We start from the raw sequence: 25673 nt of genomic DNA, 5'->3' as shown, positions 1-25673 counted from the left end.
TTGTGGCACAGGAATATACTGTTGAACAATTGAACCACGGGCGTAAAGTCTATGACTTTATGCGCTGGGATTACTGGGCTTTCGGCATCTCCGGGTTTCTGCTGATCCTGTCGATTATCATTATCGGCGTGCGCGGCTTTAACTGGGGTCTCGACTTCACCGGCGGTACGGTCATTGAAATCTCGCTGGAAAAACCGGCCGATATGGACATGATGCGTGACGCGCTGCAGAAAGCCGGTTTTGAGGATCCGCTGCTGCAGAACTTTGGCAGCAGCCGTGACATCATGGTGCGTATGCCGCCTGCCGAAGGGGCAACCGGTGGCCAGGCGCTGGGCAGCAAAGTGGTGAGCGTGATTAACGAGGCCACCAGCCAGAACGCGGCGGTAAAACGCATCGAGTTCGTGGGGCCAAGCGTCGGTGCCGATCTGGCACAGAACGGTGCGATGGCGCTGCTGGTAGCGCTGATCTCTATCCTGGTTTACGTCGGCTTCCGCTTCGAGTGGCGTCTGGCGGCGGGGGTGGTTATCGCGCTGGCGCACGACGTGATCATCACGATGGGCGTGCTGTCGCTGTTCCATATCGAGATCGACCTGACCATCGTGGCATCGCTGATGTCCGTTATCGGCTACTCGCTTAACGACAGCATCGTGGTTTCCGACCGTATTCGTGAGAACTTCCGCAAAATTCGTCGCGGGACGCCTTACGAGATCTTTAACGTGTCGCTGACCCAGACGCTGCACCGTACCTTGATCACCTCAGGCACCACCTTAGTGGTTATCCTGATGCTCTACCTCTTCGGTGGCGCAATGCTGCAGGGCTTCTCGCTGACCATGCTGATCGGTGTTTCCATCGGTACAGCATCGTCTATCTACGTGGCCTCTGCGCTGGCGCTGAAGCTCGGGATGAGACGTGAGCATCTGCTGCAGCAGAAGGTGGAGAAAGAGGGGGCGGATCAGCCGTCAATCCTGCCGTAACCGGCTCTTCGCCAATAAAAAAGCCAGCAATTACGCTGGCTTTTTTTATGTCTGACGCCGGGTGGCGCTGCGCTTATCCGGCCTACGTTTCGTGCTTTTGTAGGCCCCGCAAGCTTAGAAGTTGTAACCTGCCACCAGGTAACCACCCCAGCCGGTAGAGCGGACGTTGAAGTTGCCGCTGCCGAAGTTCAGGCTGGCATCGTCATTCCACTGGCCGCCGTTGTGCCAGTAACGCGCGACCACCGAGTAGTGCCAGTGATCGTAGTTCAGGGCCAGAATGTGGCTGGAGGCGATAGAGTCGTTGGTACGCGCCTGCATGCCGTTCAGATCGCGGAAATCTTTGTCGCCCAGCTCGGAACCCCAGTCAAAGTTAGTGAAGCCGATATAGCTCAGCTGGCCGCCCCACAGCTGGGTAATCGGCACAAAGTATTTCACCTTGAAGCGGTAGCCATCCCACTCGTTCTCGTTCGCGGCTTCGTAGTTCTGCCACTGGTACTTAGCATAGACGTTCAGGGAGAGGCTCATCGGCAGGCCGGTATCGATGTCTGTACCCAGACCCATGTACCAGGTGCTCTGACGGCCCGCTTTGTTGCGGCCCATGTCGTAGATGTAGTTATTCGCGAAATACCACTCTTTGAACGGACCAAACGCCAGGCTGGTGCCGGTCAGCTTGTCGATAGAGAAGCGAGGTTCAATCTCCATAAACAGCGGGGAGCCGTGGTTCCAGATACCCTGCGCAGTGCTGTTGCCACCGAAGAAGACCGGCGCATCCATGTAGCCATAGAAGTCAAACCAATCCTTTTTGGCGAACGCTTCGTACTCCAGGTAGGTATCGTTACGAATAGTCGGCCCGAAACGGGTGTGGTAGCTGCCTACCACGTTAACGCTCTGATGCCACCAGTCGGAGACGAACTCGCTGTTGCTGGTTTCGGCCGCATTCACGGCGAAGGTGGAGGAGAGCGCAAGTGCCGCACCGGCGACGAGTAAAGTTTTTTTCATATTTATGCCACTGATTGAAGTCCCTGACGGGATCGAAAGAATGCTGTTGATGCTTTTCAAAATGTTTCGACTTTCTGCGGGCCTATTATAAGTTTCCTTGCTCACAAAAATATGTGTTGTTTCACAGATCCATCATATACGTAATCGATTGCGTTCACGTTTGCGTAGATAAAACGGGGCGATTGTACTGGCAATCTGCGGCATTGCCAATATTTGAGGTTTGAAGAGGGGAAAGTTAAAAGAGGAAGATTAGGCGAAGGGCGGCGCTGCGCCCTTACAGAAAGTAACCGAGTGTGACCTTATTGCATATTGGCTGGCTGAATATCGTGAATGCGGATAAAACCAAGCTGTTCGGGGGTGATGCCGTTGAGCTGCAGCGGAACGCTGACGTCGCTCGGCGCAAGCGTGCTGGCCGGGGCGCTAATCAGCTGGTTCTGGACGTTAACTTCCTGCGGGTTCTCCGTGGTACCCTGAATTTGCCCCCACTCAACCGTGCCGCTAAAGGCGGGTAGCGGCGTATTCGACTCACCCTGAATGAGCAGCGTCAGGCGCGTTCCGCCGGCGTTAGGAGCAATATCTTTCATTGACATGCGCAGCATGCCGAGCTGACTGTTCAGCCGCGCCGGGGTATTGGCGCCGGGCAGCAGATAGACACCGCTCTCAGATTTGGCGTTCAGGCTGTTCTGCTGGGTGATCTTCACCGTCTCATGGTTGAGCTTGCTCATCTCTTTATTGAGCGTGCTCACGCTCTGGTGCAGCTGGCGAACCTCGCTCTGCTGGGCGCAGGCGCTAAGGGTAAACAGGCTCCCCAGCAGGGCGAGCTTCAGATAACGGCTTGTCATGGTAGCGGTTTCCTTAAACGTGTTATTGCCTGTAAGGGTAGATCGTTCCGCCGCGCTTGACATCGATCCTTTATCCCAAAAGTGCTGATGCCTTTGTTGTGGCGGCATATCGGGTTAAAATAGATTTCAGTTAATATTATCTTCAGGACGCCGTATGCATTGCCCATTCTGTTTCGCCGTGGATACCAAAGTAATTGACTCTCGCCTGGTGGGCGAAGGCTCCTCCGTTCGCCGTCGTCGCCAGTGTCTGGTGTGCAACGAGCGCTTCACGACCTTCGAAGTGGCGGAGCTGGTGATGCCGCGCGTGGTGAAGAGCAACGAGGTCCGTGAACCGTTTAACGAAGACAAACTACGCAGCGGCATGCTTAAGGCACTGGAAAAACGCCCGGTCAGCGCCGATGACGTTGAAATGGCCCTCAACCATATTAAATCTCAGCTGCGGGCCACCGGTGAACGTGAGATCCCCAGCAAGATGATTGGCAACCTGGTCATGGAGCAGCTTAAGAAGCTCGATAAAGTGGCCTATATCCGCTTTGCCTCCGTCTACCGCAGCTTTGAAGATATCCGCGAATTTGGCGAAGAGATCGCCCGCTTACAGGACTAGGCCCATGCTGGACGACAAGCAGGACAACAAGCAGGACGAGCTCTACATGGCTCGTGCGCTGAAGCTGGCGCAGCGCGGACGTTACACCACCCATCCTAATCCCAATGTGGGCTGCGTTATTGTAAAAAATGGCGAAATCGTCGGGGAGGGGTTTCACTTCCGCGCCGGGGAGCCGCATGCGGAGGTGCATGCCCTGCGCATGGCGGGAGATCGCGCCCGGGGAGCCACCGCCTATGTGACGCTGGAGCCGTGCAGCCATCATGGCCGGACGCCACCCTGCTGTGAAGCATTAATTAACGCTGGCGTTGCCCGCGTCGTCGCAGCGATGCAGGATCCCAACCCGCAGGTCGCGGGCCGGGGGCTATATCGTCTCTCTCAGGAGGGGATCGAGGTCAGCCACGGCCTGATGATGAGCGAGGCGGAGCGGCTTAACCGCGGCTTTCTCAAGCGCATGCGTACCGGTTTTCCCTGGATCCAGCTTAAGCTTGGCGCGTCGCTGGACGGACGCACGGCGATGGCAAACGGCGAAAGCCAGTGGATCACCTCGCCCGAGGCGCGCCGGGACGTTCAGCGCCTGCGCGCCCAGAGCCACGCGATATTAACCAGCAGCGCCACGGTGCTGGCGGACGATCCGGCTCTGACCGTACGCTGGGATGAATTAGGTGCCGATACCCAGGCGCGCTACTCTCAGGCGGATGTGCGCCAGCCGGTGCGCATCGTGGTCGACAGCCAGAATCGCGTGACGCCGACGCACCGTCTTGTTCAGCAGCCAGGGGAAACCTGGTTTGCCCGCACCCGTGCCGACGAGCGCCAGTGGCCGGACGGGGTACGCTCTATTTTGGTTCCAGAGCATAACGGCCATCTCGATCTGGTTTCGCTGATGATGCTGCTGGGACGCGAGCAGATTAACAGCATCTGGGTAGAGGCGGGCGCGCAGATGGCCGGCGCGCTGCTGCAGGCCGGGCTGGTGGACGAGCTGATTGTCTATCTGGCGCCGAAGCTGTTAGGCAGCGAGGCGCGTGGCCTTTGCGTTCTGCCTGGGCTTGAGAGCCTGGCGGCCGCACCGGCGCTAAAATTCACTGAAATACGTCAGGTAGGCCCGGATCTGTGCCTGCATCTGATCCCCGCGTAGTGCGCTCGTAAAAGGGAAGCAGTGCGTAAAATAGTATGATAAAATCCGCCCCCCTGCGGGGGCTATATGAGAACCCTAAGGTAAGTTTATGAACATTATTGAAGCTACTGTTGCTGCCCCGGACGCTCGCGTCGCCATCACCATTGCGCGTTTCAACAACTTCATCAACGACAGCCTGCTGGAAGGCGCTATCGACGCCCTGAAGCGTATCGGCCAGGTTAAAGATGAAAACATCACCGTTGTTTGGGTTCCAGGTGCTTATGAGCTGCCTCTGGCGGCGGGCGCGCTGGCAAAAGCCGGTAAATACGATGCGATTATTGCGCTCGGCACGGTGATCCGTGGCGGTACGGCACACTTCGAATACGTGGCGGGCGGCGCAAGCAACGGCCTGGCGCACGTTGCCCAGGAGAGCGCCATTCCGGTAGCCTTTGGTGTGCTCACCACTGAAAGTATTGAACAAGCCATCGAACGCGCTGGCACGAAAGCGGGTAACAAGGGTGCTGAAGCAGCACTGACCGCGCTTGAAATGATTAATGTATTGAAAGCCATCCAAGGCTGATTTTTGTAAGGGGAATTCCGTGAAACCTGCTGCTCGTCGCCGCGCCCGTGAGTGTGCCGTTCAGGCGCTTTACTCCTGGCAGTTGTCCCAGAACGACATCGCCGATGTTGAATACCAGTTCCTGGCGGAACAGGATGTCAAAGACGTAGACATCGCTTACTTCCGCGAGCTGCTGTCCGGGGTGGCGACTAACAGCGCATATCTCGACGGCCTGATGAAGCCTTATCTGTCCCGCCTGCTTGAAGAGCTGGGCCAGGTTGAGAAAGCGGTACTGCGTATCGCGCTGTTCGAACTCTCCAAACGTGATGACGTGCCGTACAAGGTTGCCATCAACGAAGCCATTGAGCTGGCGAAGACGTTTGGCGCAGAGGACAGCCACAAGTTTGTGAATGGCGTGCTGGATAAAGCCGCACCCGCGATCCGCCCCCACAAAAAGTAATCTCAAGGCCGGTACGGCGGAGCGCAGTTGCCGCTTCGCCCCGGCCTTACTTTTTTCTTCTGCTGAGGCATAGCGTATGGCATGCGGCGAATTCTCCCTTATTGCCCGTTACTTTAACCGTGTCAGACGTGCGCGTCTGGATGTCGAAACCGGCATCGGCGATGACTGCGCGCTGCTGAACGTTCCGGAAAAACAGACGCTGGCAATCAGTACCGATACGCTGGTATCGGGCATTCATTTTCTCCCGGATATCGATCCTGCCGACCTGGCTTATAAAGCGCTGGCGGTAAACCTAAGCGATCTGGCGGCGATGGGGGCTGACCCGGCGTGGCTGACCCTGGCGCTGACCCTGCCAGAGGTCGACGAACCCTGGCTGAAAGCGTTTAGCGACAGCCTGTTTGAACAGCTTAGCTACTACGATATGCAGCTGATCGGTGGCGACACGACCCGTGGGCCGCTCTCTATGACGCTGGGTATTCACGGCTACGTTCCCGTGGGCCGGGCGCTGAAACGCTCTGGCGCGAAACCGGGAGATTGGATCTACGTCACCGGCACGCCGGGCGACAGCGCCGCCGGGCTGGCGATCCTTCAGGATCGTTTGCAGGTAAACGATCCCAAAGACGCCGACTGGCTGATCAAACGCCATCTGCGCCCGACGCCGCGTATTTTACATGGCCAGGCGCTGCGCGATCTGGCTAACTCAGCTATCGATCTCTCCGACGGGCTGATCTCCGACCTGGGGCACATTTTGCAGGCCAGCGAGTGTGGAGCGATTATCGACGTAGATGCGCTGCCGTACTCGGACGCGCTGCGTCGCCATGTGGATCCGGATCAGGCCCTGCGCTGGGCACTGGGCGGCGGCGAAGATTACGAACTCTGCTTCACCGTGCCCGAGCTTAACCGCGGTGCGCTGGAGGTGGCGATTGGTCAGCTGGGCACTCCCTATACCTGCATCGGGCAGATGAGCGCCGATGTTGACGGCATCAGCTTTACCCGCGAGGGCAGGGCAGTGACTTTTGACTGGAAAGGATATGACCATTTTGCCGCGCACTAAAGATATCGCTAAAAGCCGCCTGAATTTGCGCAATCCGTGGCACCTGTTGGCCACCGGGTTTGGCAGTGGCCTGAGCCCGGTGGTGCCAGGAACGATGGGCTCCCTGGCGGCGATCCCGTTCTGGTATCTGATGACCTTCCTGCCGTGGCAGCTCTACTCGATGGTGGTCATGCTCTCTATCTGTATTGGCGTCTACCTGTGTCACCAGACGGCAAAAGATATGGGCGTACACGATCACGGCAGCATTGTCTGGGATGAGTTTATCGGGATGTGGATCACCCTGATGGCGCTCCCCACCAACGACTGGCAGTGGGTAGCCGCCGGGTTTGTGCTGTTTCGCATCTTTGATATGTGGAAACCCTGGCCGATCCGCTGGTTTGACCGCAACGTACACGGTGGGATGGGTATCATCGTCGATGATATTGTTGCTGGGATCGTGGCGGCGGGGATCCTCTATCTGATTGGCCATCACTGGCCCATTGGTATCCTTTAGCCTCGTAAAATGCCGGATGGCGGCGGTAACGCCTTATCCGGCCTGGGTGTTCCAGATCAACCGAACCTATTTGAATCCGACAACTGGATGCTGCTTGTAGGGCGTCTCCAGCTCGGCAATCTGCTCTGGCGTCAGGGTTAACTCTACCGCCTGGATCAGCTCCTCAAGCTGCTCTTCCCGCGAGGCACCGATAATCGGTGCGGCCACGCCGGGCTTGCTCAGCAGCCAGGCAATGGCTACCTGCGCCCGGGTTGCGCCGGTCTCTTCCGCGATCCCCGCCAGCCGCTCGGCAATCTGCGCGTCCCCGGCGTCGCTTTCGTTATAGAGCGTTTTACCAAATTCATCCGACACCGAGCGAGCAGTGGTTTCCCCCCACGGGCGGGTCAGACGACCGCGCGCCAGCGGACTCCACGGGATCACCGCGACGCCTTCCCGGTAGCAGAGCGGCAGCATCTCGCGCTCTTCCTCACGGTAGATGAGATTGTAGTGGTTCTGCATGGTCACGAAGCGCGCCCAGCCGTTTTGATCCTGAAGCGCCAGCGCCTGAGCGAACTGCGAGGCGTGCATAGATGATGCGCCGATGTAGCGCGCCTTACCGGCCTTCACTACCTCATCCAGCGCCTCCAGCGTCTCTTCGATCGGGGTGTTATAGTCCCAGCGGTGGATCTGTAGCAGGTCAACATACTCCATGCCGAGGCGGCGCAGGCTGTCGTCAATCGAGCGCAGGATCTGCGGGCGGGAAAGCCCTTCCGGCAGATCGCCCACCTGGTGATAGACCTTGGTGGCGACGACGACCTCTTCGCGGCGGGCGAAATCCTTCAGCGCCCGGCCCACAATCTCTTCGCTGCTGCCGTCGGAGTAGCTGTTTGCGGTGTCGAAAAAGTTGATGCCGCCCTCAAGGGCGTGCTTGATGATGAGACGGCTGCTCTCTTCTGGCAGGGTCCAGGCATGATTGCCCCGGTCCGGTTCGCCAAAGGTCATACAGCCAAGACAAAGACGGGAAACCTTAAGATCCGTTGTTCCTAACGTGTTGTATTGCATGGTTCCACTCCTGCATAAGGGTACGAGTACCCTTAAGCATAGCAGGAGCGGAACCGGAGGCTCAGGCCAGCCAGGTCTGAATTTTTGCGGTGATACCGGCGGCGTCGAGACCCAGCTCGATGCGCGCCTCCTCCTGCGTGCCCTGCGGAATAAAGTAGTCCGGCAGGCCGAGGTTGAGAACCGGAACCGGTTTGCGGTTAGCCATCAGCACCTCGTTCACGCCGCTGCCGGCGCCGCCGATAATAGCGTTCTCTTCCAGAGTGACCAGCGACGCATGGGTCGCAGCCAGCTCAAGGATCAGCGCCTCGTCGAGAGGCTTCACAAAACGCATATCCACCAGCGTGGCGTTCAGCGTCTCGGCCGCTTGTTCCGCCTCCGGCAGCAGGGTGCCGAAGTTGAGGATCGCGATCGCTTCACCCTGGCGTTTCACCACGCCTTTTCCGATAGGCAGCGCGGCCAGCGGCTCAAGCGTCACGCCCACGGCGTTACCGCGCGGATAGCGTACGGCGCTCGGGCCTTCGCTGTAGTGATAGCCGGTGTAGAGCATCTGGCGACACTCGTTCTCATCGCTTGGGGTCATGATCACCATCTCCGGCACGCAGCGCAGGAAGGAGATATCAAATGCCCCCTGATGTGTCTGCCCATCCGCGCCGACAATCCCCGCCCGGTCGATAGCAAACAGCACCGGCAGCTTCTGGATCGCGACGTCGTGGATCACCTGATCGTAAGCGCGTTGCAGGAAGGTAGAGTAGATCGCCACCACCGGCTTATAGCCGCCGATCGCCAGCCCGGCGGCAAAGGTCACCGCGTGCTGCTCGGCAATCGCCACGTCAAAGTACTGCTGCGGATACTTGCGGGAGAACTCTACCATGCCGGAACCTTCGCGCATCGCGGGGGTCACGGCCATCAGCTTGTTGTCCTTCGCCGCCGTCTCGCACAGCCAGTCGCCAAAGATTTTTGAGTAGGAGGGCATGCCGCCGCTGCTTTTTGGCAGCGTACCTTTGGCCGGATCGAATTTCGGTACGGCGTGGAAGGTGATCGGATCTTTTTCGGCTGGCTCGTAGCCGCGCCCTTTTTTGGTCATGATGTGCAGGAACTGCGGACCCTTCAGGTCACGCATGTTCTTCAGCGTGGTAACCAGGCCCAGCACGTCATGACCGTCGACAGGCCCGATGTAGTTAAAGCCCAGCTCTTCAAACAGGGTGCCGGGTACAACCATGCCCTTAATATGCTCTTCGGTGCGCTTCAGGAGCTCTTTGATCGGCGGCACATTGGAGAAGACCCGCTTTCCGCCCTCGCGCAGGGTCGAGTAGAGCTTACCCGAAAGCAGCTGCGCCAGGTGATTGTTGAGCGCGCCGACGTTCTCGGAAATCGACATCTCGTTGTCGTTGAGGATCACCAGCATATCCGGCCTGATATCACCGGCGTGGTTCATCGCTTCGAAGGCCATGCCAGCGGTGATCGCCCCGTCGCCAATCACGCAGACGGTACGGCGCTGTTTGCCCTCTTTCTCCGCCGCCACTGCAATGCCGATTCCGGCGCTGATTGAGGTCGATGAGTGGCCGACGCTCAGCACGTCATATTCGCTCTCGCCGCGCCACGGGAAGGGGTGCAGGCCGCCTTTCTGCCGGATGGTATCGATGCGATCCCGGCGGCCGGTCAGGATTTTGTGTGGATAAGCCTGATGGCCGACGTCCCAGATAAGCTGATCGAACGGCGTATTGTAGACATAGTGCAGCGCCACGGTCAGCTCAACCGTGCCAAGCCCGGAGGCGAAGTGGCCGCTGGAGCGGCTCACGCTGTCGAGAAGATAGCGGCGCAGCTCGTCGCAAAGCTTTGGCAGGCTCTCTTTGGGCAGCAGGCGCAGATCCTGAGTGGCGTTAACCAGCGCCAGGGTCGGGTATTTGGCAGTATCAAAACTCATCAGAGACTCATTGTTGTTTATTTATCACGCTGAATTATAAAGTCGGCCAGCGCTTCCAGGGTCGAGGTGTCCAGAGAGTAGGCGGCCAGCTGCGCTAACGCGCTGCGGGCGTCGTCAATCAGGTCACGGGCTTTCGTGCGGGCTTGCTCAAGGCCCAGCAGGGCAGGATAGGTGCTTTTACCAAGCTGCTGATCGGCCCCCTGACGTTTGCCGAGAGTTGCAGTATCACCCACCACATCCAGAATGTCATCCTGTACCTGGAATGCCAGACCGATAGATTCGGCGTAGCGATCGAGAATGGGCAGCACCTTACGTCCTCTCTCGCCTGCGCTTAATGCGCCCATGCGCACCGCCGCGCGGATCAGCGCCCCGGTTTTATGCCGGTGGATACGCTCCAGCTCGGCAAGCTGAACCTGTTTGCCTTCGGCTTCCATATCCAGCGCCTGTCCGCCGCACATGCCTGCAACGCCGCTGGCCTGCGCCAGCTCGGCCACCATCGCCAGCCGATCGCGATCGGTAACTTCCGGCATCGGCGCATCGGCAAGGATAGAGAATGCCAGCGTCTGCAGGGCATCCCCAGCCAGAATGGCGCTCGCCTCACCGTATTTAATATGGCAGGTCGGCTGACCCCGACGCAGATCGTCATTGTCCATTGCCGGCAGATCGTCATGGATCAGGGAGTAGGCATGAATGCACTCCACGGCGGCGGCGGGCGCATCCAGCGTGTGTGCGCTGACGCCAAACATGCTGCCTGTCGCATAGACCAGAAACGGTCGCAGGCGTTTGCCGCCTAATAGTGCGCCATAGTTCATGGCCTCAACCAGAGGAGTGTTCTGAAAGGGCAGGGGGGTGATGAAACGTCGCAGTGCGGCATTGGCCTGTTCGACGCAGGTCTCTAATTGCGCTGTAAAATCCATCTTACTCGGCGTCCGGGGTAAAGGGAGTGAGCGGGGCCTCGTCCTGTTCTGAGAGCAGGATCTGCACGCGCTGCTCTGCCTGCTGTAACTTCGTCTGTCCCTGGCGTGCCAGCTGCACGCCGCGTTCGAATTCGCTCAGTGCCTCTTCAAGAGGCAGATCGCCGCTCTCAAGGCGGGTCACTATCTGTTCCAGCTCGGTAAGTGCCGTTTCAAAGCTGGCCGGTGCGTCGTTTTTCTTTGCCATAAGGATGTCTGACTCTCGTTTTATTCATCTGCGCTATGGTAGCGAAGTCGTGCCGCGTATTAAATAACGCGCAATGGTCATGTGGTGTGCAAGGTCGACCGCGATGGTGGTATACTTGCGCGCCTGGATGCAGCCACGGTTAGGGGCTGCTGTATTAATCCCCCACAAGTCCACTATGCGACTTGCCAAAGAACCTTTGCCGCCATGAAGTTTATCATTAAATTGTTCCCGGAAATCACCATCAAAAGCCAATCCGTGCGTTTGCGCTTTATTAAAATTTTAACCGGAAACATTCGTAACGTTCTGAAGTACCATGACGAAGAGATTAAAGTTGTTCGTCACTGGGACCACGTGGAAGTTCGCACGAAAGACGAGACCCTGCGTCCTGCTATCCGCGATGCGCTGACCCGTATTCCGGGTATCCACCATATTCTGGAGGTAGAAGATGTCCCTTATACCTCTCTGCACGACATTTTCGAGAAGGCGCTGGCGCAGTATCGCGAGCAGCTGGAGGGTAAAACCTTCTGCGTGCGCGTGAAACGTCGCGGTAAACATGATTTTAGCTCTATTGAGGTAGAACGCTATGTCGGTGGCGGTCTGAATCAGCATATTGAGAGCGCTCGCGTAAAATTGACCCACCCGGATTTCACGGTCCATCTGGAGATTGAAGACGATCGCCTGCTGCTGGTAACCAACCGTTCTGAAGGCATCGGTGGTTTCCCTATCGGTACCCAGGAGGATGTCCTGTCGCTAATCTCCGGTGGCTTTGACTCCAGCGTCTCCAGCTATATGCTGATGCGCCGCGGCTGCCGCGTACACTACTGCTTCTTTAATCTCGGTGGCGCAGCTCATGAGATTGGCGTGCGTCAGGTAGCCCACTACCTGTGGAACCGCTTCGGCAGCTCGCACCGCGTACGCTTTGTGGCGATTAACTTTGAGCCGGTCGTCGGCGAGATCCTGGAAAAAGTAGACGACGGCCAGATGGGTGTCGTGCTGAAGCGCATGATGGTGCGTGCGGCCTCGAAGGTCGCCGAGCGCTACGGCGTGCAGGCCCTGGTTACCGGTGAAGCGCTGGGCCAGGTCTCCAGCCAGACCTTGACCAACCTGCGCCTGATCGACAACGTCTCCGATACGCTGATCCTGCGCCCGCTGATCTCCCACGATAAAGAGCACATTATCGACGTGGCGCGGGCGATCGGCACGGAAGACTTCTCCCGCACCATGCCGGAGTACTGCGGGGTGATCTCTAAAAGCCCGACGGTAAAAGCGGTGAAGGCCAAGATCGAAGCCGAAGAGCAGAACTTCGATTTTGCGATCCTCGATCGGGTGGTGGAAGAGGCGACTAACGTCGACATCCGCGAGATCGCTCAGCAGACCGAGCAGGAAGTGGTTGAGGTAGAGACCGTGACCGGCTTTGGGCCGAACGATGTCGTGCTGGATATCCGCTCTCCGGACGATCAGGAGAGCAAGCCGCTGGCGGTGGAGGGCGTCGACGTAGTGACGCTGCCGTTCTACAAGCTGAGCAGCAAATTTGGCGATCTCGATCAGAGCAAAACCTGGCTGCTGTGGTGCGAGCGTGGGGTGATGAGCCGTCTGCAGGCGCTCTACCTGCATGAGCAGGGCTTCACCAACGTGAAGGTCTATCGCCCATAAGAGAACGCCCGGCGGCGCAGGCTTGCCGGGCCTACATAGTGCATGATGTAGGCCGGGTCAGGCGAAGCTGCCACCCGGCGTTTTATTTCCTACGCTTCGTAAAAGTTATAGATCCCCGCCGCCATTACCAGCTGGGACGCTACCTCATGCGCCTTCTCGCGCCCGACCAAGAGGTCGATAATCTTCAGCGCAAAATCGATTGACGTTCCCGGACCCTGGCTGGTAAGCAGATTCACCCGGGGATCCCAGACCACGCGCTTATCCTGCCACTGCTCTTCGGGGATACGATCCTTCAGCGCCGGAAAACCGGTCATATTGCCGATAGGGAAGATAGCGTGCGGGACCAGCACGATCCCTGCCGCCGCGCAGATGGCCGCCACGATCCGCCCCGAACGGTGGAACTGCTTTACCGTCTCGACCAGCAGGGGACTATCACGAAAGCACTCCGCACCCTTAACGCCGCCGGGCAGAACAATCACGTCATAGTCGCCGTCGGCAACCTCTACCAGCGGGGCGTCAGCCAGCAGCTTGACGCCGCGGGAGCAGGTCACGGTTAGATTGCCGTCGCTGGCCACGCTGGCGGTGGTGACCTTAATGCCGCCGCGGACCAGCAGGTCGATGGTGGTGACCGCTTCAGTCTCTTCGCTACCAGGGGCGAGGCATATCAGTGCCGATGCGCTCATACTCACTCTCCTTACGTTTAATCTGTTCATAGAGCCGGGTATTTTCCGGCACTGCGATACCGTGGGCGCGAGCGCGGCGGAGCAGATAACCGGTGATGTAATCCGCTTCGGTACGGCGCTGGGCACGGACGTCCTGCAGCATGGATGAGATATTTTCCGCTGTATTATTAATCACCTGATTAACGTAATAAAGCAGGTCATCCGCCGAGGTGTGGTGACCTTCGCGCTCCATGACTACCGCCACCTCATTACAGATGGCCTCGGTCAGCTCCGGATGCGCCAGCAGCTCGCCGTTTGGGCAGTTCCACAGGGCGGTGAGCGGGTTAATCACACAGTTAACCGCCAGCTTACGCCACAGCTGCGGGCGGATGGTGTTATGCCAGGCCACGTCCGGTAAGACCTCCTGCAAGGAGTCCGCCAGGTAGCTGTAGTCGCCGTCCTGCTGCCGGGCGGGGCCGATATGGGTCGTACCGCTGGCAACGTGAATAATAATATTGCCGTCCCGGCGGGCGGCGTGGGTAGTAATGCCCATCAGCAGCGGGTGGGGGATCGCTTTCAACTCCTCCACCGTGCCCATGCCGTTATGAATGAGCAGTATCGGCGTGGTAGCGGGCAACAGAGAGGCCAGGCTTTTTACCGCATCGGAGACCTGCCACGCCTTAAGCGTGACCAGCAGCAGATCGCTCTGGGCCAAAAAATCGGGATCGTTCGCCGTCAGGGATTCGTTGAACACGCTGCCGTCTTCGGCAATCACGTTGACGCTGCAGTAGGGCTGGGGCACCCGCAGCCAACCCTGCACCTCATGGCCACGCTTACACAGCGCGGCAAGCCACAGTTGCCCTAATGCTCCGCATCCAAGCACGGTTATTTTCATTGTTCCTCCTCACCTGCAACAGCGCCAGGTGGCGATGCGTTAAGTATAGCGCCGTCGGCTAAGCTTCTCGTTATGTCCTGTTGCGGGTATTATGCATCGCAACAAAAGTGAAAGGAGAAGAAAAGATGCCATCTTTCGATATTGTTTCTGAAGTTGACCTTCAGGAAGTACGTAACGGCGTAGACAACGCCAGCCGTGAAGTTGAGTCACGTTTCGATTTTCGTGGCGTAGAGGCATCGTTTGAGCTGAACGATGCCAATAAGACCATCAAGGTACTGAGCGAATCTGACTTTCAGGTCAATCAGCTGCTGGATATCCTGCGCGCCAAGCTGCTGAAGCGCGGCATTGAAGGAACCTCGCTTGATGTGCCGGAAGAGTTTGTGCACAGCGGTAAAACCTGGTTTGTGGAAGCCAAGCTGAAGCAGGGAATTGAGAGCGCGGTGCAGAAAAAGATTGTTAAGCTTATCAAAGACAGCAAGCTGAAAGTGCAGGCGCAGATTCAGGGGGAGGAGATCCGTGTCACCGGTAAATCCCGCGACGATCTGCAGTCGGTGATGGCGCTGGTGCGCGGCGGGGATCTGGGGCAGCCGTTCCAGTTCAAAAACTTCCGCGATTAATAAAAATGCCCGGTTATCCGGGCATTTTTTTATCGAAAAAATATGAACAATATGCGGGTCTGGCTTGGTTTCCGTTCACTTCTAATCTTGTGCTTATCTGAAAATTCTGCACCCGTGAACGTGCCAGGGTGGCTCGCCGCCGCCACCCTGGCGACCCGGGCTCCCGGCAGGGAAAATCGCCGCTTTGCGGATTATTCGCCCCATCCCTGGGGCTCACTCCTTCGGGGCCAGCGCAAGCGCTGTCCAAAATTGCTCCCGGCAATTTTGTCCTCGACTTATCCCTTCCGGCTACCGGGTCGGGCGTGAGGTAACATCCCTGTAAGGCACGCCCTCAGCCCGCATCCATGCGGGCTGCCCCGGCCAGAAGTGAACGCCTCGGCGATTTTCAGCCGGACCCAACACCTCGCTTTAATACCGAGCCCACAGCGATTTCTTTGTTGCTGTGGAGTACGGTCCCGCAGCGAGGTGTTGAGTCCCCGCTGAAACCGGCGAACCGGAGACCGGATGACAAGGACTGGACGCCAGGGAGGGCGGCCAGAGGCGAAACGAGACACGACAAAATCGCCCGGAGCGATTTTGAACAACGCTTTGCGTTGGCCCTGAAGGGGCGAGTCCCATGGATGGGACGAGTAATGTCGAGTCGAGCCGGCCGTCGGTCAGCCGGACGGGAGGTGAGCGCAGTGCGAAGCACCGGTTTCCCCGCGGGGCCGCGGGGATCGATAAGGGGGCCGCGGTGGCCCCCTTATCCCGTTCACGTGTGACGCACGTTATATATTCTGCTTGCATGAGGTGAACGGAACACATGCGTTAAATCCGCATATTCCTTTCTTCCACAGCTTAATTGGCAAAATTGCTGGTTATCTGAGTCTTTTTTAGGCTCTAAGCGCCTGTTCAACCTCAAAACGATTTGTCACTTTGCTGTCGATTTTCACGTAGGCGCTGCGCTCTTCCGGGACGATCAGCACCTCGCTGACGCCCGCTTTGCTCTCCAGCTGCTGCTTAAGCGTATCGGTAATCACCACGTCATCCGGGATCTCCACGCGCAGGCTGCTGACGTAGGGCGGCTCCTGCATGGTGCTGGCGACCAGCAGCCATACGGTGGCGAGCAGCGCGCCTGCCAGGAAGACCGTCTGGGAGTCGAACAGGCCGTCAACCCAGCCCCCCAGCGAGCCGCCAATGGCGACGCCGATAAACTGGCTGGTGGAGTAGATCCCCATCGCCGTGCCTTTATAGCCTGCGGGTGCCTCTTTGCTGATCAGCGAGGGGAGGAGGGCCTCCATCAGGTTGAAGGCCAGGAAAAAGAGCTGGACGCCAGCCACCAGCTCCCAGAAGTGCGGCCCGGCGCCCCAGAGCACAATCTCAGCAATCAGCAGGACGATGACGCAGAAGATAAATACCCGCTTCATATGGCGCTTCACTTCGGCGTAGATAATAAACGGCACCACGCTGACAAAAGAGATAAGCATCGTCACCAGATAGATTTTCCAGTGTTCCGCCGCCGGGAAGCCTGCGGCCTCCATCTGGCCTGGCAGAGCAACAAAGGTGGACATCAGCAGGATATGCAGGCACATGATGCCGAAGTTGAGCTTCAGCAGCGGCGGGCTGGCAATCACTTTACTAAAGCAGCCTTTAACCATCCCCGACTCACGATTCAGCACGTGATTTTTACTGTCCGGAACAACCCACAGCGTCAGAATAATGCCCGCCGTCGCCAGGCCAGCAATCATCCAGAATAGGGCGTGCAGCCCCAGCCGATGGGTAATGATGGGGCCTAGCACCATCGCAATGGCAAAGGTAATGCCGAAGCTAACGCCGATAAAGGCCATCGCCTTGGTGCGGTTCTGCTCGCGGGTTAAGTCAGAGAGCAGGGCCATGACCGCGGCGGCAATGGCGCCGGAGCCCTGCAGGGCGCGGCCAAGAATAATGCCCCAGATCGAATCTGAGAGGGCGGCAATCACGCTGCCAATGACAAAAATCACCAGCCCGCCGACGATCAGCGGCTTACGGCCAATGCGATCCGACAGCAGGCCGAAAGGGATCTGGAATACCGCCTGCGCCAGGCCATAAATGCCAATAGCAAAGCCGATCAGCGCTTCGCTGGCCCCCTGTAGCGCCATGCCATAGGTGGTCAGAACGGGCAGGACCATAAACATGCCGAGCATACGCAGCGAGAATACTGTCCCTAAACCCCAGGTGGCGCGTAGCTCGCCCGGCGTCATTTTATAGTCGTTCATTACTACCTCAATCAAAAAACCGGACACAGTATAGTGCAGGGGAGGGCGGGGCGGGTTATCCCGTGATGCGCAAAGCGCGGAATATAGTACATCAATGAGTTATTGATTTAATAAATAAAAAAGGGCGCCGTAGCACCCTTTTTGTAACATCTTTTTTAAATTACCAGACGTAGGTCAACAGGTTATGCGAGTCCGGGACCATAAAATCCACGGACATCATCACCGAAAGGGAGGTGATCGCGACGATGGAGAACACGAACAGCTTACGTGCCCATACGCGATCGTCTTCGACCTTATAACCCTTCAGCGCCATACCCAGCCACCAAACGCTAACCGCAGCCGCCACCACCAGATATTTGTATCCAGCGTAGCCGCCCAGGGAGAGCATCAGGGTCGCCACGGCAAAGGCGATGATATAGAGCGTAATGTGGTTTTTCGCGACCGAGATCCCTTTCACCACCGGCAGTACCGGGATGTTCGCCGCCTGATAATCCTTAAAGCGGAAAATCGCGATGGCGTAGGAGTGCGGCATTTGCCACAGGCTAAAAATAGCCAGCAGGATCAGCGCACCGCTGTCGAAATCACCGGTTACCGCGCAGTAGCCAATCACCGGCGGCGCAGCGCCGGAGAGAGAGCCAATCAGCGTGCCGTAGACGGAGTGGCGTTTCATATACAGGCTGTAGACGCCCACATACACCACGAACCCCATCACCCCTAGCCAGCAGGCCAGCGGGTTAGCACCAAACCACAGCAGCATAAAGCCAGCAATACCCAACAAGGTGGCGTACACCAGCGAAATTTTCGGGGAAATCAGGCCTTTGACCAGCACCCGGTTCTTCGTACGCTCCATTTTACGGTCAATGTCACGGTCGATGTAGTTGTTAAATACACAACCCGATGCCACCACCAGCGACACACCGATCAACGTATAGGCGAAGAGGGGATAGTCAATGCTGCCCTTGGAGGCCAGCAGGAACCCCCCGATCACGGAGATCAGGTTGCCGAAAATGATGCCTGGTTTCGTTACTTGCAGGTATTGCTTAAACATCATACTCGCCGCTCTTAGTGAACCATCATGTTGTAATTCAGGTTCCACATAATCCAGATTGAGCCTACCACCAGAATGGCGATGATCAGCACGGTAAAGACAAAGGCCACCAGGTTCCAACGCTCTTCAGAAGAGGTGTTCATGTGCAGGAAGCACACCAGGTGAACCAGAATCTGTACTACCGCCGTCACCAGCACGACGCCAAGAATGGTGCCGTGCGAGGCGGAGCCGTTCATCACCATCCAGAACGGAATGGCCGTCAGGATGATCGACAGGATAAATCCTGTCATGTAGGTTTTTACGCTGCCATGAGCGGCGCCGCTATGATCGGTAGAATGACTCATTACATCGCCCCCATCAGGTAAACTACAGAGAACACACAGATCCAGACCACATCCAGGAAGTGCCAGAACATGCTCAGGCACATCAGACGGGTGCGGTTAGTGCTGGTCAGCCCGCGACGGGTAACCTGGAACATCAGGATCGCCATCCACACCAGACCAGAGGTCACGTGCAGACCGTGGGTCCCTACCAGCGCAAAGAAGCCTGACAGGAAGCCGCTGCGATCCGGACCGAAGCCCTCAGCAATCAGGTGATGGAACTCATAGAGCTCCATCCCGATAAAGCCCGCACCGAACAAGAAGGTCAGCGCCAGCCAGGAGATCACCTGGCTTTGACGACCGTTGTTCATGGCGATAATCGCCATGCCGTAGGTGATGGAGCTGAAGAGCAGCAGGGCAGTTTCAACCAGCACAAACGGCAGTTCGAAAATATCCTTCCCGCTCGGACCACCTGCAGTGCCGTTCACCAGAACGGCATAGGTAGCAAACAGACATGCAAAGAGAATGCAGTCGCTCATCAGGTAGATCCAGAAGCCGAACACTTTGTTCGACCCTGTATCGTGATGCTCATGCTCGTGGGCATGAGCGTTAGCGTGAGTTAGAGTCTCAGTTGACATTTTTCAGTCCTGCCTTGCTAATTTCGTCGAAGTGCTGGTTTTCCAGTTTTTCAACGGTGGCAACCGGTACGTAGTAATCCACGTCCTCATCGAAGCTTTTCACAATCCAGGTCACGATCATGCCGGCAAAGCCGAGGATCGCCATCCACCAGATATGCCAGATCATGGCAAAGCCGAAGATAAGGCTGAAAGCAGAGATAATCACACCCGCGCCGCTGTTTTTCGGCATATGAATCTCTTCATAGTGCGTAGGCTGAATGTACGCTTCGCCTTTGTCTTTCATTTCCCAGAATGCATCACGCTCATGAATGTGCGGCACGACGGCAAAGTTATAGAACGGCGGCGGAGAAGAGGTTGACCACTCCAGCGTACGCGCACCCCACGGGTCACCCGTCAGATCGCGGTTCTGGTCACGATCGCGCACAGAGGTGTAGATCTGCATGATGATAGAGAAGATACCGAGCGCAATCAGCAGCGCACCGATTTCAGCCACAATCATCAGCGGCTGGAACATCGGATCGATGTTCTGGCTTACACGACGGGTCATACCCATGAAGCCCATAGCGTACAGCGGCATAAAGGTCACGAAGAAGCCGATGATCCAGAACCAGAAGGCGCGTTTGCCCCAGGTCTCGTTCATGGTGTAACCAAAGGCTTTCGGCCACCAGTAGGTCAGGCCCGCGAAGCAACCGAACACTACACCACCGATGATAACGTTATGGAAGTGCGCAATCAGGAACAGGCTGTTATGCAGAACAAAGTCCGCGCCCGGCACCGCCAGCAGTACCCCGGTCATCCCACCGATAGAGAAGGTGATGATGAAGCCGATGCTCCACAGCATCGCAGAGTGGAACACGATACGGCCCTGGTACATGGTAAACAGCCAGTTGAAGATCTTCACCCCGGTCGGGATGGCGATAATCATCGTGGTGATACCGAAGAAGGCGTTAACGTTCGCGCCGCTGCCCATAGTAAAGAAGTGGTGCAGCCATACGATAAACGACAGAACGGTAATCGCGATGGTAGCCCATACCAGGGAGGTGTAGCCAAACAGACGCTTTTTAGAGAACGTTGCAACAACTTCTGAGAACACGCCGAACACTGGCAGAACAAGAATGTACACTTCCGGATGGCCCCAGGCCCAAATCAGGTTGATGTACATCATCATGTTGCCGCCCATATCGTTGGTAAAGAAATGGGTGCCCAGATAACGGTCAAGCGTCAGCAGTGCGATGGTTACCGTCAGGATAGGGAACGAGACGATAATCAGCACGTTAGTACAGAGTGACGCCCAGGTAAATACCGGCATTTTGAACATGGTCATGCCAGGGGCACGCATGCGCAGAATGGTCACAAAGAAGTTAATACCGGTCAGGGTTGTACCAATACCGGAGAGCTGGAGACTCCAGATCCAGTAGTCAACGCCCACGCCGGGACTGTACTCAATGCCCGAGAGCGGTGGATAAGCCACCCAGCCGGTCTGAGCAAATTCGCCCACGCCCAGCGAGATGTTAACCAGCACCACGCCGACAACGGTGAACCAGAAGCTCAGGTTGTTCAGGAAGGGGAAGGCAACGTCACGGGCGCCGATTTGCAGCGGCACGACAAGGTTCATCAGGCCTACCACGAACGGCATCGCTACGAAGAAGATCATGATAACGCCGTGGGCGGTAAAGATCTGGTCGTAGTGGTGCGGCGGTAGGAACCCGGCTTCGCCCGACGAGACGAGCAGCTGCTGGGTACGCATCATGATGGCGTCAGCAAAGCCACGCACCAGCATCACGATAGCAACGAGGATATACATAATCCCCAGGCGTTTGTGGTCCACGGAGGTGAGCCACTCGTTCCACAGATATGACCACTTACCGAAGTAAGTGATTGCTGCAACTAACGCCAGTCCCCCGACGAGAATTGCTGCCACCGTAACCATGATAATCGGCTCATGGTACGGCACTGCATCCAGTGTAAGTTTTCCGAACATCGTATTATTCCTCGGCCCCTTAGTGAGAGGTTTCCGCGTGATTCATGTTCATGCCTTCCATGCCTTCATGCGAGTTCTGTTCGCCTTCAGCCTGAGTCACGTCCATGCTCTTCCCAGGTCCCATAAATTTGTTGATAACATCAACAAACAGATTGGGTTTAACACTGGAGAAGTATTCGACTTTATTGTATTCGCTTGGTTTTGCCAGCAGGTTGTACGCGTCCATGTCATTCATGACTTTTGACGACTGCTTCGCTTTCGCCACCCACTGGTCGAAGGTCGCGGCATCCGGCGTTGCGATTGCTTTGAACTTCATGCCGGAGAAACCAGCACCACTGTAGTTAGCAGAAATACCATCATAGGTACCAGCTTCGTTGGCGATAAGGTGCAGCTTGGTCTGCATCCCGGCCATCGCGTAGATCTGGCTACCCAGTCGCGGAATAAAGAAGGAGTTCATCACCGAGTTCGAGGTGATTTTGAATTCCACAGGCGTATTTGCCGGGAACGCAATCTCATTGACCGTTGCGATGCCCTGCTCCGGGTAAATAAAGAACCACTTCCAGTCCATTGCAATGACTTCGATGGTGACCGGCTTCGCATCGTGATCCAGCGGACGGCCTGGTTCGAGCGAGTGCGTGGTTTTCCATGTCAGTACCGCAAGGAAAATGATGATAAGGATGGGAATCGTCCAAACCACAGCTTCAACTTTGTTCGAGTGCGACCAGTTGGGGCTGTATTTGGCTTCCTTGTTCGTCGCCCGGTACTTCCAGGCAAAACCGATAGCCATCACGATAGCGGGGATCACGACAATCAACATCAGCCCAAGAGCCGTCAGTATCAATGAACGCTGTTCCAGTCCGATCTGTCCTTTGGGATCGAGAAGTGCAGAATCACAGCCGCTCAGTAACGCCGCGCCTGTGATTAATGACAACATTCCCAAAATTTTATTGTATTTCCTGAGTCTCATTTAACGACCTCAATTCCACGGGGGTCTGGTGGCGTTTAAAGTGTGCGGGCATTTTACGGGAAGGTTACATTACTGTAAACATGCATGGCGCGCTGTCAGTAGGGTGTTACTGGGTTCTGCCGCGTATGTCACACAGAAGGCAACAATCTGTAAAATCTCACAATCGCCGCGTTCGGCCCCAAGGTTATAACCAAAACCGGGCCTAATACTTATAGACCAGGTGAAATGGTATAACCAATCCATTTTGTGAACATTTAGTTAACATTAATTCAGCAATTATCAAACATTGCGCGAAGCTTAATTTGATAACCATGCTGAATCATTAAAGCGTAGTCGTAAATGTATACCGCACAAAATAATTAAACAAAAAGAGAGATGAAGCCAGAATTAAACAAATATATCCTGAAATTAAATCCTTTAATTATTTTCCGCGATTATTACCTGCAGTAACTAAAAGGTTATTTTTGCTGCGCGGTTTGGCGCAGAGAGAGGTAGTCCAGCAGCCCACCGTAAAGGATACCGCCTACGGCCAGCAGCGCGCCGCTCTCTAACAGCAGTACGGCAAAATGCCATGTGGTCAGACCGAGGGCGTTTAGCGTAATGACGCCCAGCCAGGCCGCCAGCAGCAGGCAGCCTGTGGCCAGCATGCGTAGCGCCAGCCGGTAGGCGCCAGCGTAGCGGCTGCGGGGAAGAAAGCCGTCGGTACGCTGGGTATAGGCCAGCGTCTCTTTACATACCAGCAGCAGGATCAGCCCTGGCACCGCGGCGATGACGGAGAAGAGATAAAACGTGGGCCAGCCCCAGCTCTCGACAAACCAGCCGGCGATGGGGCCAACGTAGACCCGCCCGATGGCAGACAGCGCAGAGAGCAAGGCGAACTGAGTGGCGGAAAATGACTTGTTGCACAGTGTCATCAGCAGGGCAACGAACGCTGCCGTCCCCATCCCACCGCACAGGTTCTCAAAGAAAACCGCCGCCGCCATACTATAGAGATGCTTATCCGTTACCGACAGCAGCCAGTAGCCCGCGTTAGAGGCTCCCTGCAGGATGCCAAAAATCAACAGGGCACGGAACAGCGACAGGCGCTGCATCAGCACGCCACCGTATAGCGCCCCAAGGATGGTCGCAATCAGTCCCAGCGTCTTATTCACCACGCCGACGTCGCCTGCGTCAAAGCCCACGCCGCGGATCAAAAAGGTGGTGGTCAGGCTCATGGCGAAAGCGTCGCCGAGCTTATAAAGGACGATAAGCAGCAGGATCAGCCAGGCGTTGTTGCGCCCAAAGAAGTCACGCAGCGGCGCGACCACCGCCTGCTCCAGCGATTTCGGTACCGGCACGGCATCGTCCGGCTCGGGGGCGAGAAGGGTAGCAATAATGCACGGCAGCATCAGCGCCGCCATCAGCCAGTACATTCCCTGCCAGCCCAGCCAGCGGTCCGCCAGCCACAGCGCCAGCCCACCGGAGACCAGCATGCCGAGGCGGTAACCCAGTACGCTGATGGCCGCCCCGGCGCCACGCTCTTCGGCGGGCAGCACGTCCGTCTTCCAGGCATCGAAAACAATATCCTGCGAGGCAGAGCAGAAGGCGATGATAACCGCCAGCCCGGCCATCCAGCGCAGCTGCGTAGTCGGCTCAAGGAAGCCCATTCCCGCAATGGCGACCAGCAGCAGGATCTGGGTGGTCAGCAGCCAGCCGCGACGACGGCCAAAGAGCGGCGGCGTATAGCGGTCCATCAGCGGCGACCATAAAAACTTAAAGACGTAGGCCTGGCCGACCAGCGAGAAGAAGCCAATGGTCTTCAGGTCGATGTTTTCGACCGTCATCCACGCCTGAAGCGTACCGGAAGTGAGGGCGAGGGGCAGGCCAGAGGCAAAACCCAGGATCAGCAGAATGGCTGATTTAGGCTGCTGGAAAATACGTAGATAGCGGCTGGACATAGGAGGCGGGCTGACCCGGCGCAAACCGGGTCAGCAGGCAGAATTAACGCGCGTTCTGCTTGATGAAGTCGTGGATGCTGGTGTCCTGAGACATATCAGCGATGGTATCGGTCAGGACGCTGTTAACGCTGTCGGCGATGTTTTTATTCGACGCCTGCAGTGCACCTTCAACCGAGTAGTTCGCACGGTAGTTTTTGGTCATCTTGTTACCGTTCGGGGCGGTAGCGATGATAGCGATATCGGCTTTGGTGGCAATGTTGTAGCGCACGTTACCCTGGGAGACATCAGCATAGAGCTGGTTAACGATGATCTGCAGATTCACCGCGCCGTTCGGGCCAATCATGTAGCCGCGAGCGGTCATCTGTTTCTCAAGCACTTCCTGCAGCAGGAAACGCAGGTCGCGGGAGGCGGTCAGGGTCACCAGCTGGTTGTCGCGGGTCACTTTCGCCAGCGCCTGATCCTGACGCTGATCGGCACCGTTAATGCTCACGGTGACGCCCATCAAGCTGGGATCCTGCTGCGGCAGGGTAATTTTTGGTGAGACATCAATGGTAGTAGGGGGCGTAGCACAGCCAGCCAGCATAAAGAGAGCGACCAGCGGGAAAAGCACTTTTTTTAACATATAAGAGATCTCTGTGAATCTTAAGCTTATAAAGGGGTAATTCGCGCCATCATAACATTGCCAACGGCCGGGGCAACCCGGCAATGCATGTAAATTCATCGTCTTGTGCATTTTGTGCTCACAAATCGACTTTAGCCGCCTGTAAAAGAGGCCTGAATGAGAATTTTCACGGTGGGTTCATGCCTTTGAATGATAAAACGAGACGAACGCTAAATATTTGTTGTTTTCTTGTTATGGAAGCGGTAAAAGCGGCTAATATTTAAAGGGATGGGTTACATCTGAACGCTGTCTGAGGAGTCTTTTCATGATGATACGCGAACAAATAGAATCAAAATTAAGGGCAACGTTTGAACCCGCGTTCCTCGAAGTTGTTGATGAGAGCTACCGTCACAATGTTCCGGCCGGTTCTGAAAGCCATTTTAAGGTGGTGCTGGTAAGCGATCGCTTCGCAGGCGAACGTTTCCTTAACCGCCATCGCATGATCTACAGTACGCTAACGTCTGAACTTGCTACGACGGTACACGCGCTGGCCCTGCATACCTATACCCTGAAAGAGTGGGAAGGGCTGCAGGATACCCTCTTCGCGTCGCCGCCCTGTCGAGGTGCAGGCACCATTGCATAATAAATGAGGTTTGCAACAGCGAGAACTTTTCCAGTATGTTGCGTACAGAATATGTGAAAACGGCCTGCGGGCCGTTTTGTTTTGTCTGAGTTTTGTTCGATAAGGCCAAAACTCAGACAAAAATTAGCCGTGAATTGTGAAAAAGGCCGCAGCAGCGTGCAATAACCGTTCTCGACTCACAAAAGTGATGCCGCTATAATGCTGCGTCCTATTTTTTGAACGCCTTCGGGATGATTCTGGTGACAGGGAATGTGT

Annotated in this window: 26 protein-coding genes; 10 read left to right on the top strand and 16 right to left on the bottom strand. The window is 56.6% G+C overall.

From position 1 onward, the window contains the following. The first annotated feature begins 2 nt into the window (after positions 1–2). A complete protein-coding gene (secF, locus tag RTX96_RS12730) occupies positions 3–974 on the top strand; it encodes a protein translocase subunit SecF (RefSeq protein ID WP_103821625.1) in 972 nt (323 codons plus the stop codon). A gap of 114 nt (positions 975–1088) precedes the next feature. Here secF and RTX96_RS12725 read toward each other — a convergent pair whose 3' ends face one another. Both RTX96_RS12725 and RTX96_RS12720 read right to left on the bottom strand, forming a co-directional pair. Next, positions 1089–1973 (bottom strand): nucleoside-specific channel-forming protein Tsx, encoded by an 885-nt coding sequence (locus RTX96_RS12725; RefSeq protein WP_042391574.1) that lies wholly within the window; start codon positions 1971–1973, stop codon positions 1089–1091. Between the two features lie 299 nt (positions 1974–2272). After that, a complete protein-coding gene (locus tag RTX96_RS12720) occupies positions 2273–2815 on the bottom strand; it encodes a DUF3251 domain-containing protein (protein WP_312671245.1) in 543 nt (180 codons plus the stop codon). Positions 2816–2969: 154 nt separating this feature from the next. Between RTX96_RS12720 and nrdR the strand changes: the two genes are divergently transcribed. The 6 genes from nrdR (at position 2970) to pgpA (ending at position 7096) form a co-directional block, all read left to right on the top strand. Further along, positions 2970–3419: a transcriptional regulator NrdR gene (nrdR, locus tag RTX96_RS12715; protein ID WP_103821628.1), complete on the top strand. Its 450-nt coding sequence runs from the start codon at positions 2970–2972 to the stop codon at positions 3417–3419. A 4-nt stretch (positions 3420–3423) separates the two neighbouring features. Continuing rightward, a complete protein-coding gene (ribD, locus tag RTX96_RS12710; RefSeq protein ID WP_103821629.1) occupies positions 3424–4551 on the top strand; it encodes a bifunctional diaminohydroxyphosphoribosylaminopyrimidine deaminase/5-amino-6-(5-phosphoribosylamino)uracil reductase RibD in 1128 nt (375 codons plus the stop codon). 88 nt (positions 4552–4639) lie between these two features. After that, positions 4640–5110 carry a 6,7-dimethyl-8-ribityllumazine synthase gene (ribE, locus tag RTX96_RS12705; RefSeq protein WP_042391577.1) on the top strand — a complete coding sequence of 157 codons (471 nt, stop codon included), beginning with the start codon at positions 4640–4642 and terminating at the stop codon, positions 5108–5110. A 19-nt stretch (positions 5111–5129) separates the two neighbouring features. After that, complete coding sequence (nusB, locus tag RTX96_RS12700) at positions 5130–5549, top strand: transcription antitermination factor NusB (RefSeq protein WP_042391578.1); 420 nt, start codon at positions 5130–5132, stop codon at positions 5547–5549. 76 nt (positions 5550–5625) lie between these two features. Then, on the top strand, positions 5626–6603 hold the full coding sequence (gene thiL / locus RTX96_RS12695; protein WP_312671242.1) for a thiamine-phosphate kinase: 978 nt from the start codon (positions 5626–5628) through the stop codon (positions 6601–6603). Continuing rightward, positions 6581–7096, top strand: a complete 516-nt coding sequence (gene pgpA, locus RTX96_RS12690) for a phosphatidylglycerophosphatase A (RefSeq protein ID WP_042391580.1) — start codon at positions 6581–6583, stop codon at positions 7094–7096. The genes thiL and pgpA overlap by 23 nt, the downstream gene beginning before the upstream one ends. A gap of 66 nt (positions 7097–7162) precedes the next feature. Here the strand turns inward: pgpA and RTX96_RS12685 are convergent, their stop codons facing one another. The 4 genes from RTX96_RS12685 to xseB form a co-directional block, all read right to left on the bottom strand. After that, the gene (locus RTX96_RS12685; protein ID WP_312268727.1) at positions 7163–8137 is read right to left on the bottom strand and encodes an aldo/keto reductase; all 975 of its coding nucleotides are present in this window, start codon (positions 8135–8137) and stop codon (positions 7163–7165) included. A 61-nt stretch (positions 8138–8198) separates the two neighbouring features. Further along, positions 8199–10061, bottom strand: a complete 1863-nt coding sequence (dxs, locus tag RTX96_RS12680; protein ID WP_103821633.1) for a 1-deoxy-D-xylulose-5-phosphate synthase — start codon at positions 10059–10061, stop codon at positions 8199–8201. A gap of 17 nt (positions 10062–10078) precedes the next feature. Further along, positions 10079–10978, bottom strand: a complete 900-nt coding sequence (gene ispA, locus RTX96_RS12675) for a (2E,6E)-farnesyl diphosphate synthase (RefSeq protein WP_312671239.1) — start codon at positions 10976–10978, stop codon at positions 10079–10081. Position 10979: 1 nt separating this feature from the next. Next, positions 10980–11222: an exodeoxyribonuclease VII small subunit gene (xseB, locus tag RTX96_RS12670; RefSeq protein ID WP_103821635.1), complete on the bottom strand. Its 243-nt coding sequence runs from the start codon at positions 11220–11222 to the stop codon at positions 10980–10982. A gap of 204 nt (positions 11223–11426) precedes the next feature. Here xseB and thiI point away from each other — a divergent pair, with 204 nt between their 5' ends. Beyond that, complete coding sequence (thiI, locus tag RTX96_RS12665; protein ID WP_312671237.1) at positions 11427–12875, top strand: tRNA uracil 4-sulfurtransferase ThiI; 1449 nt, start codon at positions 11427–11429, stop codon at positions 12873–12875. A gap of 89 nt (positions 12876–12964) precedes the next feature. On the opposite strand, the gene yajL is transcribed toward thiI, so the two are convergent. Continuing rightward, positions 12965–13558 (bottom strand): protein deglycase YajL, encoded by a 594-nt coding sequence (gene yajL / locus RTX96_RS12660; RefSeq protein WP_103821637.1) that lies wholly within the window; start codon positions 13556–13558, stop codon positions 12965–12967. Next, positions 13521–14432, bottom strand: a complete 912-nt coding sequence (gene panE / locus RTX96_RS12655; RefSeq protein WP_312671234.1) for a 2-dehydropantoate 2-reductase — start codon at positions 14430–14432, stop codon at positions 13521–13523. The genes yajL and panE overlap by 38 nt, the downstream gene beginning before the upstream one ends. Positions 14433–14557: 125 nt before the next feature. On the opposite strand from panE, the gene RTX96_RS12650 reads away from it, so the two are divergent. Further along, positions 14558–15049, top strand: coding sequence for a YajQ family cyclic di-GMP-binding protein (locus tag RTX96_RS12650; protein ID WP_103821639.1), 492 nt, complete (start codon positions 14558–14560; stop codon positions 15047–15049). A gap of 872 nt (positions 15050–15921) precedes the next feature. Here RTX96_RS12650 and RTX96_RS12645 read toward each other — a convergent pair. From RTX96_RS12645 to RTX96_RS12610, 8 genes are all read right to left on the bottom strand, one after another. Further along, positions 15922–17283 (bottom strand): MFS transporter, encoded by a 1362-nt coding sequence (locus RTX96_RS12645; RefSeq protein WP_312671231.1) that lies wholly within the window; start codon positions 17281–17283, stop codon positions 15922–15924. A gap of 160 nt (positions 17284–17443) precedes the next feature. After that, entirely contained in the window at positions 17444–18334 is an 891-nt protein-coding gene (gene cyoE, locus RTX96_RS12640; RefSeq protein WP_103821551.1) for a heme o synthase, read from the bottom strand. An 11-nt stretch (positions 18335–18345) separates the two neighbouring features. Continuing rightward, positions 18346–18675, bottom strand: coding sequence for a cytochrome o ubiquinol oxidase subunit IV (locus RTX96_RS12635; protein ID WP_103821550.1), 330 nt, complete (start codon positions 18673–18675; stop codon positions 18346–18348). Continuing rightward, on the bottom strand, positions 18675–19289 hold the full coding sequence (locus tag RTX96_RS12630) for a cytochrome o ubiquinol oxidase subunit III (RefSeq protein WP_103821549.1): 615 nt from the start codon (positions 19287–19289) through the stop codon (positions 18675–18677). The genes RTX96_RS12635 and RTX96_RS12630 overlap by 1 nt, the downstream gene beginning before the upstream one ends. Next, positions 19279–21270 carry a cytochrome o ubiquinol oxidase subunit I gene (cyoB, locus tag RTX96_RS12625; RefSeq protein ID WP_103821548.1) on the bottom strand — a complete coding sequence of 664 codons (1992 nt, stop codon included), beginning with the start codon at positions 21268–21270 and terminating at the stop codon, positions 19279–19281. Before cyoB ends, RTX96_RS12630 begins: the two co-directional genes overlap by 11 nt. Positions 21271–21289: 19 nt before the next feature. Continuing rightward, positions 21290–22237: a cytochrome o ubiquinol oxidase subunit II gene (gene cyoA, locus RTX96_RS12620; RefSeq protein ID WP_103821547.1), complete on the bottom strand. Its 948-nt coding sequence runs from the start codon at positions 22235–22237 to the stop codon at positions 21290–21292. Positions 22238–22695: 458 nt separating this feature from the next. Next, entirely contained in the window at positions 22696–24174 is a 1479-nt protein-coding gene (ampG, locus tag RTX96_RS12615) for a muropeptide MFS transporter AmpG (protein WP_312671228.1), read from the bottom strand. 43 nt (positions 24175–24217) lie between these two features. Beyond that, positions 24218–24796: a lipoprotein gene (locus RTX96_RS12610; RefSeq protein WP_103821545.1), complete on the bottom strand. Its 579-nt coding sequence runs from the start codon at positions 24794–24796 to the stop codon at positions 24218–24220. Positions 24797–25100: 304 nt separating this feature from the next. Between RTX96_RS12610 and bolA the strand changes: the two genes are divergently transcribed. Beyond that, positions 25101–25418 (top strand): transcriptional regulator BolA, encoded by a 318-nt coding sequence (bolA, locus tag RTX96_RS12605; protein ID WP_042391598.1) that lies wholly within the window; start codon positions 25101–25103, stop codon positions 25416–25418. Positions 25419–25673: the final 255 nt, after the last annotated feature.

Source organism: Pseudescherichia sp. (genome assembly GCF_032052675.1).
Taxonomy (GTDB): Bacteria; Pseudomonadota; Gammaproteobacteria; order Enterobacterales; family Enterobacteriaceae; genus Pseudescherichia.
Note: the sequence above shows the minus strand (reverse complement) of the source record. Positions and strands in the feature narration are given on the sequence as shown.